Genomic DNA, 12,979 nt, shown 5'->3' with positions numbered 1-12,979 from the left:
CACGTTAGATATTCGGGCGGCGCACTGTCAAGCCTGCAGATGCGGGCCCGCCTTACTTGACGCGCGACGACGGCGCACGACGATGCATTACATCGGTCGCAACGCTGCCGCTCGGTTCAGTTCAATGGCTTAGTGGCGATCCGAGAGTTCGGTTGCGGTGGCGACCAAATCGTCGAGCAGCGCGGTCCTGCGCTCCTTCACCGAGTCCGCGGGAACGACGAAGCAAAGGGTCGCGACCGCGACACCTTTCTTGTCACGGACAGGCGCGGCAAGACACGACGTGAACCGATCGGACAGCGCCGTGGTCACGCATTTGCCGTCACGCCTGGCGCGTGCGACGTCCCTGATGAAATCATCGACATCGAGCACGCGGCCGTCCGGAAGGCGAAAATCCTCTTTCGGAACGAACGCGCGAATGTCTGCCGGGCTCATATGATCCAGCAGCAATCGGCCGGACGCCGTCCATGGCAGCGGCACCTCGATGCCGACATCCGTCGTGATGCGGAACAGGCCCGACCCGTCCCGCGTATCGACCACCACATATTTGCGGCCGCGCAGCGCGCAGAGTTGTGCGGTCGCGCTGTGCTGGGTCGCCAGCCGGTCGAGCGCTTCGCGGCATCGGCGGTGCAGGGGATTGGCCTCCGCATAGGCCCGCCCGTAGAGATGCACCGCCTTGCCGAAATAAACCTGACCGCCCTCGCCGACGCTCTCCAGCAGGTCCGCCTCGATCAGGCGGTTGGCGATGGCATAGACGGTCGAGCGCGGCGCGCCCATTTGCTTGGCGAGGTCGCTGAGCTTGGACGGCTCGCGCAAATGCAGCAGCGCTTCCAGGAGATCGATGGTCCGATCAATCCCGTTCTGGCGTTCCGCGGGCGAGGTGCCCTTTTTGGATGCGGCCAAACTTCACATGTCCTTCGTCAGCTGCGCTGCCCGCGGTTTTTGGCATAAACCGCGCCGATGGTACAGCGCGTCCGGCTTTTCGCATTCAGAATAAAGCTTTGGAGTTACAGTCGGGGCACCGGCAGGTCAGGAACCCTGCATATAGCGAACGGGGTTTTCAGGATCCGCTTTGAAGATGCCGGCAACTTCCGCGAAGAGGGTCGATACCGCATCGTGCTTGAGATCATCGAAGCGCTCGAAACTGAAGTTGTTGCCCCCGAAGCGTAGTTCGCCGAGTTTTCCAGCATAACGGGACACGACCGGCGCGCCTTGCCTGGTCACCGCCACGTACACGCTGATATAGTTCTTCTGGAGCGCAACACCGATCACCGGCCACTCCGTGCTTTTTCCCGATTTGACGGCGTAGCGAAATTTTCCATAGCCGATCATCTTCATGCGCATTCCCGCCTCACCGGCGGGCGTTCCTCGATGGAAATAGCGCTTGAGCGTCGGCGCAGTCGAGACGACCAGCTTGTGCAACTCGGTCAGATCGCGCTTTCGCTCCGGATCGAAATCGAGATAGGCCTGCAATGTGTCGGCTGTCACCCGGAACATGTGAGCCTCGACTGGTGCCTGATGCGCTGGCGGCGCCGAGCGATTCTACGCTACCCGCGCGCCTTGCTCCAGTCGGGAGCGACCGTGCCCGAGACGCCTTCGAAGGCACCGTCGACGAGCTCGAACACCAGGACGCGGGCGGCATCGACCGGGCCCGGCATGGTCACGCGTCCCTTGGGGACGAGCTTGAAACCGACGCGGCTGTAATAGGGTTCGTCGCCGACCAGCAGCACGATGGCGTGGCCTTTGTCCCTGGCGTCCTTCAGCGCCCGCTCGATCAGCATGCGGCCGATACCGCGGCTGCGAAACGGCGGCTCGACGGTGAGCGGCCCGAGCAGCAGCGCCGGCGTCTCACCGATCATGACCGGCAATTGCCTGACGGAGCCGACCAGCAGCGTGCCGATGCGGGCCGTGAAGGAGACGTCGAGCAGATGGTCGACATGCTCGCGGATGCGGTAGGCGCTGAGCACGAAACGGCCGGGGCCGAAGGTGCGCTCGTGCAGCCGCTCGATCGCCTGGGCGTCGCCCGGGGCTTCGGGGCTGATGGTGATTGAGAGATCGTTCATGTTGCTTCGCGGAGTAGCATCTGCGTATCTGGAGGTCTATGGGCGCTGCGCCCGACGTCAGGTCCTTTTCGGCGCCGGCTGGGACAGATAGGCCAGCATCTTCATTTCCCGCCGTCCCCGCGTCACGGTATCGAGCACGAGGCCCGACGAGACCGACAGCATCGCCACGATCGTCAGTCCCATCGACAGCACGGCGGTCGGCAGGCGCGGCACGAGGCCGGTTTCAATGAATGTCACGACGATCGGGATCGCAAGGATGATCGCAGCCAACGCCAGCAGAATACCGATCACGGTGAAGAAGCGCAGCGGCCGCTCCGAGCGGTACAGCTTCAGGATGGTACCGAGAATGCGAAAGCCGTCGCGCCAGGTGTTGAGCTTCGAGAACGAGCCTTCAGGCCGCGCGTAATAGGGCGTCTCGACCTCGGCGACCGGCAGCGACAGCTCCAGCGCGTAGACCGCGAGCTCGGTCTCGATCTCGAAGCCATCGGACAAGACGGGGAACGATTTGACGAAGCGCCGCGAGAACACGCGGTAGCCGGACAGGATGTCCTTGAACTCCTGTCCAAAGGTCGAGGACAGGAAGCCGGTCAGCATGCGATTGCCAGTGCGATGGCCAAGACGGTACGCGGCCTGCACCTGATCGATGCGGAGCCCGACCACCATGTCGAGATGCTCGTCGAGCAGCTTGCCGATCATGCGCGGGGCGCTCGGCGCATCGTAGGTGGCGTCGCCGTCGACCAGAACGTAGATGTCGGCCTCGACATCGGCGAACATGCGACGCACGACGTGGCCCTTGCCCTGCCGCCGCTCGCTGCGCACGATCGCGCCGGCTTCGCGCGCGACCGCAGCGGTGCCGTCGCGCGAATTGTTGTCGTAGACATAGATTTCCGCCGCGGGCAGCGCCTTGCGGAAGTCGGCGACGACAGTCGCAACCGCCGCCTCTTCATTGTAGCAGGGCACCAGCACGGCGATGCGGGGTTCAGCGGATGTCATCGCGGCAGCGCTCCCAGACTGGCCGGCTCGGGCCGGACCGATGCAGCCTCACGCACCTCGGCCGGCTGAAGTAACCGGGCAAACGACAGCGTCCACAACGACAGCATTGCAATCGGCACGACGTAATACGGCGTGAAGATGGGATGGCTCAGGAAGAAGCCGAGATTGACGACGAGATTGCCGGCAACGACGAAGGCCGCCTGCCGCACATACCCCTCGCGCGACCACAACAGCGAGAGCGTCGCGCCGATCGCGAGCACGATCAGCACGATCTGCATGTCGCGCAAATACTGGCCAAGCACGGCGAAGTCCAACCCCGGCGCAACTACGTCGGCGCTGCCATAGGTCGTCGCGAGCGCACTGCCGGCGTTGATGGCCTGGGCGGCCAGCGTCGGCGCCATGCCGACGAGCACGCCGGCACCGAAGGCGAGGCCCTGCACGAACGTCGCAAGCGAGCGCGTCCACAGGAAGGGAATGCCGAGGAACAGGAAATAGCCGGCCGCAAGCAAGGCATTCGGCAGTCTGAAATTGACGGATGCGCCGATCAAGAGACCGATCAGCGCGATCAGCAGGACGCTGCGCTTGTCCCTGACCAGCCACAGCGCCGTCAGGAAGCCCGCGACCGCGCACAGCGCCATGGTCGGGGCAACCGAATAGCTCGCCTTCGCCGGATTGATCATGAGGTAGATGGCAAGCGCGCCGAACACGCCGGCGCCCAGGATCGACGGCAGCGTCCGCGCCATGGCAATGCCTGATAGCGCGAGGCCGCACACGATCAGGCTCGCCGCAATGTAGAGCGGCACGACCTGATTGCCTTGCGGAAACAGCGCCAGCAGAAAGCCGGTGCCCGGTGGATATTGCAACACGACCTTGCCGCCCGGCATCGGATTGTGGCAGGGCCAGCGGATCGGATCCTTCCACTCGGCGAAGGCGATCTCCTTCAACTTGCCTTCGAAATAACTGTCGTCGTCCCTGACCGCGTTGGTGTCGAGCCCGCCGGCGCCGAAGCGCTGGAACAGATGCGCCTGCCGGAGATAGCAGATGTCGTCATAGACCCCGCGCGCCTCGCTCCAGCGCGACATTGTCGCAATATTGCTGGCGAGGATCGCGAGGCAGATCAGGCCGAAGGCGAGTTTTGCAACTTTCATCAGGTTTCCGTGGCGCCCATTCGGACTGGTACTAGCATAGCCCGCCCTCAGCGCCACGTCGCAATCAGGGGCTTGCCGTGAAGCACTTCCGCGATCCGCAGCCGCGTGCCGGGGGTCGCCTCCTCCGGCAGCGCGGCGGTGTCGAAGAAGCCGCATTCGATGATCTCGCGATTGGGCGCCGGCAGCCGGTCCTGCCGGAAATGCCTGACCACATAGACTGCGACATGGTCACGGCGGGAGATGTGGCTGTTGAGGAAGATGCCGTGCAGCACAGCCTCCCCGGTGAGGTCGATATCGCCCTCCTCCTTGAGCTCGCGGCGCATCGCCTGTTCCATGGTCTCGCCAAGGTCGACGCCGCCGCCCGGCAGATACCAGCCCGAGACGTAGCTGTGCTTGACCAGAAACACCTTGTTGTCGGCATCGAGCACCACGGCGCGGACGCCGAGCGTCATGCCGCGGACCAGCAGGAAATAGGCGTGGAAGACATGCCGCAGCAGCGGCTCGAATCTCCGTCGGATTTGGTCCAGGCGCTTGCCCATTAGTCTCTCGTGATGCGCCCTTCCAGGCTTCCCTTGCGCGATGCGCGCGACCTTGCCATTACAGCGTACGAATTGCGAGGCAATCGCGCGCCATGAAATCTTTCTCGGCCCCTTTCACGCTCGCCCATCTGTCCGACCCGCATCTGCCGCCGCTGCCGAAGCCGCGGCTGATCGAGCTCGCCGGTAAGCGCGCACTCGGCTACGTCAACTGGACGCGCAACCGACACAAATACCAGCGCCGCGAGGTGCTCGACGCGCTGGTCACCGACATCAAGGCGCAGGCGCCCGACCACATCGCGGTGACAGGCGATCTCGTCAACCTGGCGATGGAGGCGGAGTTCGCACCTGCCCGCGCCTGGCTCGACGGGGTCGGCCCGCCCGACCGCGTCACCACGATTCCCGGCAATCACGACGCCTATGTCCGCGCCACGCACCATCGCTTCGGCGAGACCTTTGCGCCTTATCTTGCCAGCGACGACGGCAGCGCCGGCTTTCCAGGGATACGCCGGCGTGGGCCGCTCGCGCTGATCAGCCTCTCCAGCGCCGTGCCGACGCTGCCCTTGATGGCGACGGGCACGCTCGGGCGCGATCAGCTCGCAGCGCTCGAACAGGTGCTCGTGCAGCTCGCGGCCGAGGATGTCTTCCGTGTGCTGCTGGTGCATCATCCGCTGAAGTCCGACGCACGCCAGAAGCGGCTGACGGATTCCGCCGCGCTGCTGGCGCTGCTCAAGCGGCATGGTGTCGAGCTGGTCCTGCACGGGCACGACCACATCCACTCGACGATGTGGTTCAACGGCCCCAATGGCAACATTCCCGCGATTGGCGTGCCGTCGGCCTCGGCGCTCGCGCACGGGCGCTATCCGGCGGCCGCCTATAATCTGTTCGCAATCGAGAAGGACAATGCCGGCTGGCGCTGCGAGCAGATCGTGCGGAGCATCGATCATGGCATGCAGGTGCGGGAGATCAAGCGGACGCGGCTGGTTTAGTTTCTTCGTCATTGCAATGACGAAATCTCACCAGCTCCGCAACGCCGCGAGCACGGCGACGCCGAACAGCGCGGCGGCGCCAAGGATGAAGCCGAACACGAATGGCCAGACGCGCGAGCGGCGGGGCGGCTCGGCGACCTCCGGCTTCGGCTCGGGCAGCACCACCATCGCATGCTCACGCTCGATCATGCGGCGGGCGACGTAGTCGGTCACGGCGTCCACGATCACCGCGGTGTCGTGCGATTCGGCGAGCACGATGCGGCCGAAACGCGTGTCCTGGACGAAGCGGTACATCCTTTTGTCGCGCCCCATTATGATGTGGGTGACGACATCGATCCAGAGCCTGGGCGTATCGCCCTGGCTGATGCCGCGGTCGAACAAATCGATCTGCTCGGGCACCTGGGCGAACAGCGGGTCGAGCGCATCGTTGAGGATCTCGAGCCGCGCCACCTCGGCGTCCCTGAGATCGACCACGACGCCGGTCCGGTCGGCGGCCTCGATCCGCGCGCGCAGCAGCGCATCGCGCAGCCGCACCGGGCGCGGCTGGCTGGGATTGATACCGCTGGTCTCGGGCTCTGACATTGTCGGCCTCGTCCTCGACTTTCCGCCATTAACCTATCAGCAACCACAGCGCCCGCAAAGGCCTCACAATTCCAGATACTTACGGTGCCCACAGGCCATTGATGTGTGCCAAAAACAGACGATCCCACCCGGCTTGCGCCGGATGGGACCCTCCGTCCTTGGACGTCTTCTTAGATAGTCAGGCAGCCGTCAGGCCGAGACCCGCGACGGCTCTTCCACGATCGAGAAACGGACGCCGGCCTTGTGGCGGTTCTCTTCCGAAACCGAGCGCCAGGCATCTTCGGCTTCCTTGCGGGTCTTGAACGGACCCTGCACCTGGGCCGAGCCTTCCACGAGCTTGTGGAAGTTCATCGAGCCGAACTCGCCGCCGATCACCCAGAAATTGCTGCCTTTGGTCATTGTCAGTCTCCTGTTGCGTGGCGTTAGCCGAACTGGTTCATCGTGTTGTGGGCGCCGCCCGCCTTGAGGGCGGCTTCACCCGCGAAGTACTCCTTGTGGTCGTCGCCGATATCGGAGCCGGCCATGTTCTGGTGCTTGGCGCAGGCGATGCCCTGACGGATCTCCTGGCGCTGGACGTTCTTCACGTAGCCGAGCATGCCCTGCTCGCCGAAATACTCGCGGGCGAGGTTGTCGGTGGACAGCGCGGCCGTGTGATAGGTCGGCAGCGTGATCAAGTGGTGGAAGATGCCGGCGCGCTTGGCCGAATCCGCCTGGAAGGTGCGGATGCGCTCGTCGGCTTCAATCGCCAGCGGCGTATCGTCGTATTCCGGCTTCATCAGCTCGGCGCGGTTGTACTTGCTGACATCCTTGCCGGCTTCCTTCATCGCGTCGTAGACCTGCCAACGGAAGTTGATGGTCCAGTTGAACGAGGGCGAGTTGTTGTAGGCGAGCTTCGCGTTCGGAACGACCTCGCGGATGCGGTCAACCATCTTGGCGATCTGCTCGATATGCGGCTTCTCGGTCTCGATCCACAGCAGGTCCGCACCGTTCTGCAGCGAGGTGATGCTGTCGAGCACGCAGCGATCCTCACCCGTACCGGGGCGGAACTGGTAGAGATTGCTGGGCAGGCGCTTCGGACGCATCATCTTGCCGTTGCGGTTGATGATGACGTCGCCATTGCGGGCGTTCTCAGCGGTGATTTCTTCGCAATCGAGGAAGCTGTTGTACTGATCGCCGATGTCGCCCGGCTTGTGGCTGACAGCGATCTGCTGGGTGAGACCAGCGCCGAGCGAGTCGGTGCGGGTGACGATGACACCGTCCTCGACGCCGAGCTCGAGGAAGGCGTGGCGGCAGGCGCGGATCTTGGCGATGAACACCTCATGCGGCACGGTGACCTTGCCGTCCTGGTGACCGCACTGCTTCTCGTCCGAGACCTGGTTCTCGATCTGCAGCGCGCAGGCGCCCGCCTCGATCATCTTCTTGGCGAGCAGATAGGTCGCCTCGGCGTTGCCGAAGCCGGCGTCGATGTCGGCGATGACGGGGACGACGTGGGTCTGGAAATTGTCGATCTTCGCGATCAACTCCTTCTCGCGGGTCTTGTCGCCTTCCTTGCGCGCCTTGTCGAGGCTGCGGAAGATGTCGTTGAGCTCACGGGAATCCGCCTGACGGAGGAAGGTGTAGAGCTCCTCGATCAGCGCCGGCACCGAGGTCTTCTCGTGCATCGACTGGTCGGGCAGCGGTCCGAACTCGGAGCGCAGCGCCGCGATCATCCAGCCCGACAGGTACAGATAGGTGCGATCGGTCTTGCCGCCGAAGTGCTTCTTGACCGAGATCAGCTTCTGCTGGGCGATGAAGCCGTGCCAGCAGCCCAGCGACTGGGTGTACTTGGTCGGATCGTTGTCATAGGCCGCCATGTCGGCCCGCATCAGCGCCGCGGTGTAGCGGGCGACATCGAGGCCGGTCTTGAAGCGGTTTTGCAGGCGCATGCGCGCGACGGCCTCGGCCGACACCCCGTTCCAGGTCGGCTGGTTCTTGAGGAGCGCCTGGGCCGCCTCAACCTCGTTCTGATACGAGGCCGGGCCCTGAAGGGTGCTGATGCCACGGGGCTGGTAGTTCATGTGCGTGCTCTCTCTTCTCGACATTTTTGACAGTGCATTGCGAAGCGCGTGACATGAGCTAAACGCGAGAAAGAGAAGTTCGTATAGAGGCCTTGTATTTGAATGGTGATGTCATGTAACATCAGAACATGTAATAGATGTTATTTTGTAAAGTTTGTAAAAATATAGGTCAGCAAGACTGCCCTTAGTGGCTGTGGAGACGTGAAGATGCCCGCCGAGTCCGGGAAAAAGCTGTTCGTCGGTCCGCGCTTCCGGCGGATCCGGCAGCAATTGGGGCTGTCCCAGACCCAGATCGCCGAGGGGCTCGGGATCTCGCCGAGCTATGTCAATCTGATCGAGCGGAACCAGCGCCCGGTGACCGCGCAGATCCTGCTGCGGCTGGCCGAAACCTACGACCTCGATCTGCGCGATCTCGCCACCGCCGACGAGGACCGCTTCTTCGCCGAGCTCAACGAGATCTTCTCCGATCCGCTGTTCCGCCAGATCGACGTCCCCAAGCAGGAGCTGCGCGACCTCGCCGAGCTCTGTCCCGGCGTCACCCATGCGCTGCAACGGCTCTACGCGGCCTATGCCGAGGCGCGCCAGGGCGAGACGCTGGCGGCAGCCCAAATGGCCGACCGCGACGTCGGCACGCGCTACGAGGCCAATCCGGTCGAGCGCGTGCGCGAGCTGATCGAAGCCAACCGCAATTATTTCCCGGAGCTCGAGCAGGCGGCCGAAAATCTGCGGGACGAATTGGACGTCCCGGCCGAAGGGCTCTATGCCGCCCTCGCAGCGCGGTTGCGCGAAAAGCATTCGATCCAGACCCGCATCATGCCGGTCGACGTGATGCGCGAGACGCTCCGCCGTTTCGACCGCCACCGCCGCCAACTCCTGATCTCGGAGCTGGTCGATCCGCCCGGCCGCGCCTTCCAGCTCGCCTTCCAGCTGGGCTTAGGCGAATGCGCGCAAGCTCTTGAAACCATCATCGGCCGCGCTGGCCCGCTGGACGATGCACCGCGCCGGCTGTTCCGCATCACGCTCGGCAACTATTTTGCAGCGGCCGTGATGATGCCCTACCCGGCGTTCCTCGCGGCGGCCGAAGCGCTCAACTACGACATCCACGTGCTGGCGCAGCGCTTCAATTCCGGTTTCGAGCAGGTCTGCCATCGCCTCACCACGCTGCAACGGCCGAACGCGCGCGGCATTCCGTTCTTCCTGCTGCGCGTCGACAATGCCGGCAACGTGTCGAAGCGCTTTTCCTCCGGCACCTTCCCGTTCTCGAAATTCGGCGGCACCTGTCCGCTGTGGAACGTGCACTCGACCTTCGACACGCCGGATCGCCTGTTGAAGCAGGTGATCGAGCTTTCCGACGGCACGCGCTATTTCTCGATCGCGCAGATGGTGCGCCGGCCCGTCGCGCCGCACCCGCTGCCGCAGCCGCGCTTCGCCATCGGACTGGGGTGCGAGATCCGTCACGCGTCACGCCTGGTCTATGCCGCCGGCATGGATCTGGAGAAGGCGGAAGGCACGCCGATCGGCGTCAACTGCCGCCTCTGCGAGCGCGAAAACTGCGCCCAGCGCGCCGAGCCGCCGATCACGCGCACGCTGATCCTGGACGAGACGACAAGGCGGGTGAGCTCGTTCGCGTTCTCGAATGCGCGGGAGTTGTGAGGGGCGACTGGGTGTTTGACGGAAGGCGCAGGCCACATCTCGCTGTCGTCCCGGCGAAGGCCGGGACGACATTGGGGAGAGAGCGTCGCAAACCTCTTCTACGCCAGCGTATGCACGATCACCGGGCCCGCCGCGGCACTGGCGTGCCCCGCCAGCAGCGAGCCAAGATCCTTTTCGATCCAGGCGATGGCGCGCTTGTTCGCTTCCTCGGCCTGCTCGAACTTGTCGAAGATGGAGATCGCGGTCACCGTGTCGTCGCCGGCATAGACCACGTAATAGGCCCTGAAGCCGTCGACGTCGCTGATGATCGGAACGGCGCCGTCCTTGATGCGGCGCGCAAGCTCTTCGGCGCTTCCGCTTTTCGCCTTGGCCTGACGGATGGCGGCATACATGGCATCCTCCTCCGGCTATTGCTGTGGGGCGTGGTGCCCTTCTGTGGAATCTACTCCTCAGAACGCTCCCCGTCATCCTGAGGTGCGAGGCATGGGACGCAACGCGTCCCATGGGGAGCCTCGAAGGATGGACGGCCCCGATGCAGCCGGGCCGTCGCCCTTCGAGGGCCGCTGAAGAAGCGGCCACCTCAGGGTGACGGTCATGGGTCCACGCGCTTGGTTAACCCTGCCCTAATCCGTTTCCGCGATCTGCAACCAACGGTTAAGCACGCCTCAACATCGGTGCCTTAGTCTCGCCCCACTCACTTTTCGCAAACAACGGCAGCCTATCCTGCCGCGTGAAGTGACATCAGGGGGTTCATCATGCGCATTGCGTTGCTGCTGACCGCGACCATTGTCGGCGCGCTCTTCGCCCATCCGTCCAACGCCGGCTCGCTCGACGTCGCGTCCGCCGATGCCGCGAAAGCGCTACCGCCCGGCTTCCAGAGCTACCGCGGCTACATGTTCGACGTGTCGGAGAATGCCGATCGCAAGGACGTCGACAAGCTCACCGAGAATCTGAAGCAGCAGATCGACGTTGTCGAAGGCGCCGGGTTCTCCCCGCGCGTGCTGCGCTTCTTCCGCACCGTCCCGATCATCGCGAGCGAGCTGGCCTGCCTCGACGAAGGCGCCGCGACCGCGTGCTACGGCCGGGTCACGCCGGACATCCAGCGCACCACCCCGCGGACGCTAACGGTGTGGGACCACGACAAGCAGCGCTGGACCAACCCGAACGCCGTCGACCTCGCGGTCGATTCCGGACTCGGCGTGATCATGGTCCGGCCGGACATGATGCGTTACGAGAAAGAGGCCGTGCTGCTCCACGAGATGCTGCACGCCTATCACGCGCGGCTGCTGCCCGACGGCTACGCCAACAAGGGCGTGATCGGCTATTACGCCTATGCCAAGTCCAAGGATTTCCTGCCCAAGGAAGCCTATGCGCTGAAGAACCACATGGAGTTCTTCGCGGTGACCGCCAGCATCTTCCTGGCTGGCAAGAGCGAATTCCACGATCCCAAGACCCGCGAAGCGCTCAAGGAGAAGATGCCGGACTATTACAAATATCTGGTCGGCGTGTTCGGCTTCGACCCCGATCCGGCAGCGGCTTCGGCCGGACCGGTCGCCTCGCTGAAGTAAGGCCGACACGGCGCGCCTCGCGCCAAGCCAAATGCCAAAAGCCGCGCGACATGCGCGGCTTTTCTGTTTTTGGTAACCGGAAGCTGCGGATGACGCCCGGGCGGGAATTGCCAAGGCGGGGCCCGATCTGCATAGTCCCGCCGCATCGATTGGGACTGTTTCGAAGGGGATAGAAGACATGGCGGACGCCGACCTGGATGTCGTGATCCGGCAACTGGCCAGACAGCTGCAGACGGGCCTGATGACCCGCGCCAAGGAGCGGCGGGATCGCTTCGGCGGCCTTGCCGCCAAGGCCAAGAGCAAGGAGACCGGCGCCCGCTTCAAGATGATGGCCAAGGCCACCATGGAGCAGGCCACCGCCGCCGCAAGGCGCCTCCAGATGTCCGCCGACAACGTCGCCGACAGCTACGCCCGCGCCATGCGGCTAGCCGCCAGCACGCCGGTCGAGACGAAGACGGAGAAGTCGGCCAAGGACAAGCCGGTGAAGGACAAGCCGGCGAAGAAGGCCAAGAAGGCCAAAGCCAAGAAGGCGAAGTAGGCGGCGCTCTTTTCACCTCGCCCCGCTTGCGGGGAGAGGTCGGATTGCATCGCAGATGCAATCCGGGTGAGGGGGTACAGTCCCACAGAGATCTGACGTGTGGAGAGAGGCCCTCACCCCGACCCTCTCCCCGTAAGAACGGGGCGAGGGAGAACATCTCTCACCGCCGCGGCGTGGAGACTTGGGTCGGCTCGGCGCGGGCAAGCTCGGCGAGTTTTGCGCGCGCGGCCTCGCGTGTGCGGCTGTCCTTGCCGGGCGGCAACGCAATAGCGGCTTCGAAGTCGGCGCGGGCTTCGTCGGCCTGGCCGCGAGCGAGGAACGCAAGGCCGCGGTCGAGGTGGGCCTGCGCGTCGGTCGGGTCGAGGCGGACGGCGGTGCTGTAGCTCAGGATCGCGCGGTCGAGATCACCCTTGGCGGCGAGCGCGAGGCCGCGCTCATGATAGGGCACGGCGGGCTTGGGATCGAGCGCGATCGCCTCGTCATAATCGGCAATCGCAAGCTCCAGCTTGCCGTTCAGACGGTACGCCTGCGCGCGGTCGCGATAGAGCGAGGCGCGGTTGGGATTGAGGTGAATGGCCTCGTTGAAATCGACGATCGCCCGGCCGTTGTCGCCGTTGCGCAGCGCGATCCGTCCGCGCCCCTCATAGGCGAAGGCGATCAGGGAGCCACGAAACGGCGAGAAGCCGATCACGGCCGAGCAGATATCGGGCTCGTCCTCATCGCCGCAATTCACGACCGTATGCGTGGACAGGCCAATGGCCACGCCCAGGACGATCAATAATGGCACGGCAGCTCTGGTCATCTTCGACCGTGACAGGCGAAGGGCCGGCCACGCATCCCCTTTCGAAGGAACAC

Annotated in this window: 15 protein-coding genes; 4 read left to right on the top strand and 11 right to left on the bottom strand. The window is 64.3% G+C overall.

Annotated features, from left to right (window positions below; genetic code table 11):
- Nucleotides 1-129 precede the first annotated feature (129 nt).
- From ACLFLU_RS11205 to ACLFLU_RS11180, 6 genes are all read right to left on the bottom strand, one after another.
- A complete protein-coding gene (locus ACLFLU_RS11205) occupies nt 130-900 on the bottom strand; it encodes an IclR family transcriptional regulator (protein WP_426412245.1) in 771 nt (256 codons plus the stop codon).
- A 126-nt stretch (nt 901-1,026) separates the two neighbouring features.
- On the bottom strand, nt 1,027-1,494 hold the full coding sequence (locus ACLFLU_RS11200; RefSeq protein ID WP_426412244.1) for a hypothetical protein: 468 nt from the start codon (nt 1,492-1,494) through the stop codon (nt 1,027-1,029).
- A gap of 50 nt (nt 1,495-1,544) precedes the next feature.
- Nucleotides 1,545-2,060, bottom strand: coding sequence for a GNAT family N-acetyltransferase (locus tag ACLFLU_RS11195; RefSeq protein WP_426412243.1), 516 nt, complete (start codon nt 2,058-2,060; stop codon nt 1,545-1,547).
- A 57-nt stretch (nt 2,061-2,117) separates the two neighbouring features.
- On the bottom strand, nt 2,118-3,053 hold the full coding sequence (locus ACLFLU_RS11190; RefSeq protein ID WP_426412242.1) for a glycosyltransferase family 2 protein: 936 nt from the start codon (nt 3,051-3,053) through the stop codon (nt 2,118-2,120).
- On the bottom strand, nt 3,050-4,201 hold the full coding sequence (locus tag ACLFLU_RS11185) for a hypothetical protein (protein WP_426412241.1): 1,152 nt from the start codon (nt 4,199-4,201) through the stop codon (nt 3,050-3,052). Before ACLFLU_RS11185 ends, ACLFLU_RS11190 begins: the two co-directional genes overlap by 4 nt.
- Before the next feature lie 47 nt (nt 4,202-4,248).
- On the bottom strand, nt 4,249-4,740 hold the full coding sequence (locus tag ACLFLU_RS11180) for an NUDIX domain-containing protein (RefSeq protein ID WP_426412240.1): 492 nt from the start codon (nt 4,738-4,740) through the stop codon (nt 4,249-4,251).
- A gap of 92 nt (nt 4,741-4,832) precedes the next feature.
- On the opposite strand from ACLFLU_RS11180, the gene ACLFLU_RS11175 reads away from it, so the two are divergent.
- Nucleotides 4,833-5,726 (top strand): metallophosphoesterase family protein, encoded by an 894-nt coding sequence (locus tag ACLFLU_RS11175; RefSeq protein ID WP_426412239.1) that lies wholly within the window; start codon nt 4,833-4,835, stop codon nt 5,724-5,726.
- A 27-nt stretch (nt 5,727-5,753) separates the two neighbouring features.
- Here the strand turns inward: ACLFLU_RS11175 and ACLFLU_RS11170 are convergent, their stop codons facing one another.
- From ACLFLU_RS11170 to ACLFLU_RS11160, 3 genes are all read right to left on the bottom strand, one after another.
- Nucleotides 5,754-6,308, bottom strand: coding sequence for a hypothetical protein (locus ACLFLU_RS11170; RefSeq protein ID WP_426412238.1), 555 nt, complete (start codon nt 6,306-6,308; stop codon nt 5,754-5,756).
- A 189-nt stretch (nt 6,309-6,497) separates the two neighbouring features.
- A complete protein-coding gene (locus ACLFLU_RS11165; protein ID WP_008137787.1) occupies nt 6,498-6,707 on the bottom strand; it encodes a DUF4170 domain-containing protein in 210 nt (69 codons plus the stop codon).
- Nucleotides 6,708-6,730: 23 nt separating this feature from the next.
- A complete protein-coding gene (locus tag ACLFLU_RS11160; protein ID WP_426412237.1) occupies nt 6,731-8,365 on the bottom strand; it encodes an isocitrate lyase in 1,635 nt (544 codons plus the stop codon).
- A 207-nt stretch (nt 8,366-8,572) separates the two neighbouring features.
- Here ACLFLU_RS11160 and ACLFLU_RS11155 point away from each other — a divergent pair, with 207 nt between their 5' ends.
- The gene (locus tag ACLFLU_RS11155) at nt 8,573-10,018 is read left to right on the top strand and encodes a helix-turn-helix domain-containing protein (protein ID WP_426412236.1); all 1,446 of its coding nucleotides are present in this window, start codon (nt 8,573-8,575) and stop codon (nt 10,016-10,018) included.
- Nucleotides 10,019-10,116: 98 nt separating this feature from the next.
- Here the strand turns inward: ACLFLU_RS11155 and ACLFLU_RS11150 are convergent, their stop codons facing one another.
- Entirely contained in the window at nt 10,117-10,410 is a 294-nt protein-coding gene (locus ACLFLU_RS11150; protein WP_074120044.1) for an antibiotic biosynthesis monooxygenase, read from the bottom strand.
- A 363-nt stretch (nt 10,411-10,773) separates the two neighbouring features.
- On the opposite strand from ACLFLU_RS11150, the gene ACLFLU_RS11145 reads away from it, so the two are divergent.
- Together ACLFLU_RS11145 and ACLFLU_RS11140 are read left to right on the top strand one after the other, a co-directional pair.
- The gene (locus tag ACLFLU_RS11145) at nt 10,774-11,586 is read left to right on the top strand and encodes a hypothetical protein (RefSeq protein ID WP_426412235.1); all 813 of its coding nucleotides are present in this window, start codon (nt 10,774-10,776) and stop codon (nt 11,584-11,586) included.
- A 178-nt stretch (nt 11,587-11,764) separates the two neighbouring features.
- On the top strand, nt 11,765-12,124 hold the full coding sequence (locus ACLFLU_RS11140; protein ID WP_426412234.1) for a hypothetical protein: 360 nt from the start codon (nt 11,765-11,767) through the stop codon (nt 12,122-12,124).
- 160 nt (nt 12,125-12,284) lie between these two features.
- Here the strand turns inward: ACLFLU_RS11140 and ACLFLU_RS11135 are convergent, their stop codons facing one another.
- Nucleotides 12,285-12,926: a tetratricopeptide repeat protein gene (locus ACLFLU_RS11135; RefSeq protein WP_426412233.1), complete on the bottom strand. Its 642-nt coding sequence runs from the start codon at nt 12,924-12,926 to the stop codon at nt 12,285-12,287.
- Nucleotides 12,927-12,979 lie beyond the last annotated feature (53 nt).

It is taken from the genome of Bradyrhizobium ganzhouense (assembly GCF_049949285.1).
Lineage (GTDB): Bacteria > Pseudomonadota > Alphaproteobacteria > Rhizobiales > Xanthobacteraceae > Bradyrhizobium > Bradyrhizobium ganzhouense.
This window is presented reverse-complemented; position numbering and strand designations above follow the sequence as displayed.

Bases quoted from the DNA above. Each gene is read 5' to 3' on its own strand.
- ACLFLU_RS11180 (WP_426412240.1), bottom strand. From the start codon at position 4,740: ATGGGCAAGCGCCTGGACCAAATCCGACGGAGATTCGAGCCGCTGCTG.
- ACLFLU_RS11135 (WP_426412233.1), bottom strand. From the start codon at position 12,926: ATGACCAGAGCTGCCGTGCCATTATTGATCGTCCTGGGCGTGGCCATT.
- ACLFLU_RS11150 (WP_074120044.1), bottom strand. From the start codon at position 10,410: ATGTATGCCGCCATCCGTCAGGCCAAGGCGAAAAGCGGAAGCGCCGAA.
- ACLFLU_RS11195 (WP_426412243.1), bottom strand. From the start codon at position 2,060: ATGAACGATCTCTCAATCACCATCAGCCCCGAAGCCCCGGGCGACGCC.
- ACLFLU_RS11170 (WP_426412238.1), bottom strand. From the start codon at position 6,308: ATGTCAGAGCCCGAGACCAGCGGTATCAATCCCAGCCAGCCGCGCCCG.
- ACLFLU_RS11155 (WP_426412236.1), top strand. From the start codon at position 8,573: ATGCCCGCCGAGTCCGGGAAAAAGCTGTTCGTCGGTCCGCGCTTCCGG.
- ACLFLU_RS11145 (WP_426412235.1), top strand. From the start codon at position 10,774: ATGCGCATTGCGTTGCTGCTGACCGCGACCATTGTCGGCGCGCTCTTC.
- ACLFLU_RS11175 (WP_426412239.1), top strand. From the start codon at position 4,833: ATGAAATCTTTCTCGGCCCCTTTCACGCTCGCCCATCTGTCCGACCCG.
- ACLFLU_RS11190 (WP_426412242.1), bottom strand. From the start codon at position 3,053: ATGACATCCGCTGAACCCCGCATCGCCGTGCTGGTGCCCTGCTACAAT.
- ACLFLU_RS11160 (WP_426412237.1), bottom strand. From the start codon at position 8,365: ATGAACTACCAGCCCCGTGGCATCAGCACCCTTCAGGGCCCGGCCTCG.
- ACLFLU_RS11185 (WP_426412241.1), bottom strand. From the start codon at position 4,201: ATGAAAGTTGCAAAACTCGCCTTCGGCCTGATCTGCCTCGCGATCCTC.
- ACLFLU_RS11140 (WP_426412234.1), top strand. From the start codon at position 11,765: ATGGCGGACGCCGACCTGGATGTCGTGATCCGGCAACTGGCCAGACAG.
- ACLFLU_RS11200 (WP_426412244.1), bottom strand. From the start codon at position 1,494: ATGTTCCGGGTGACAGCCGACACATTGCAGGCCTATCTCGATTTCGAT.
- ACLFLU_RS11165 (WP_008137787.1), bottom strand. From the start codon at position 6,707: ATGACCAAAGGCAGCAATTTCTGGGTGATCGGCGGCGAGTTCGGCTCG.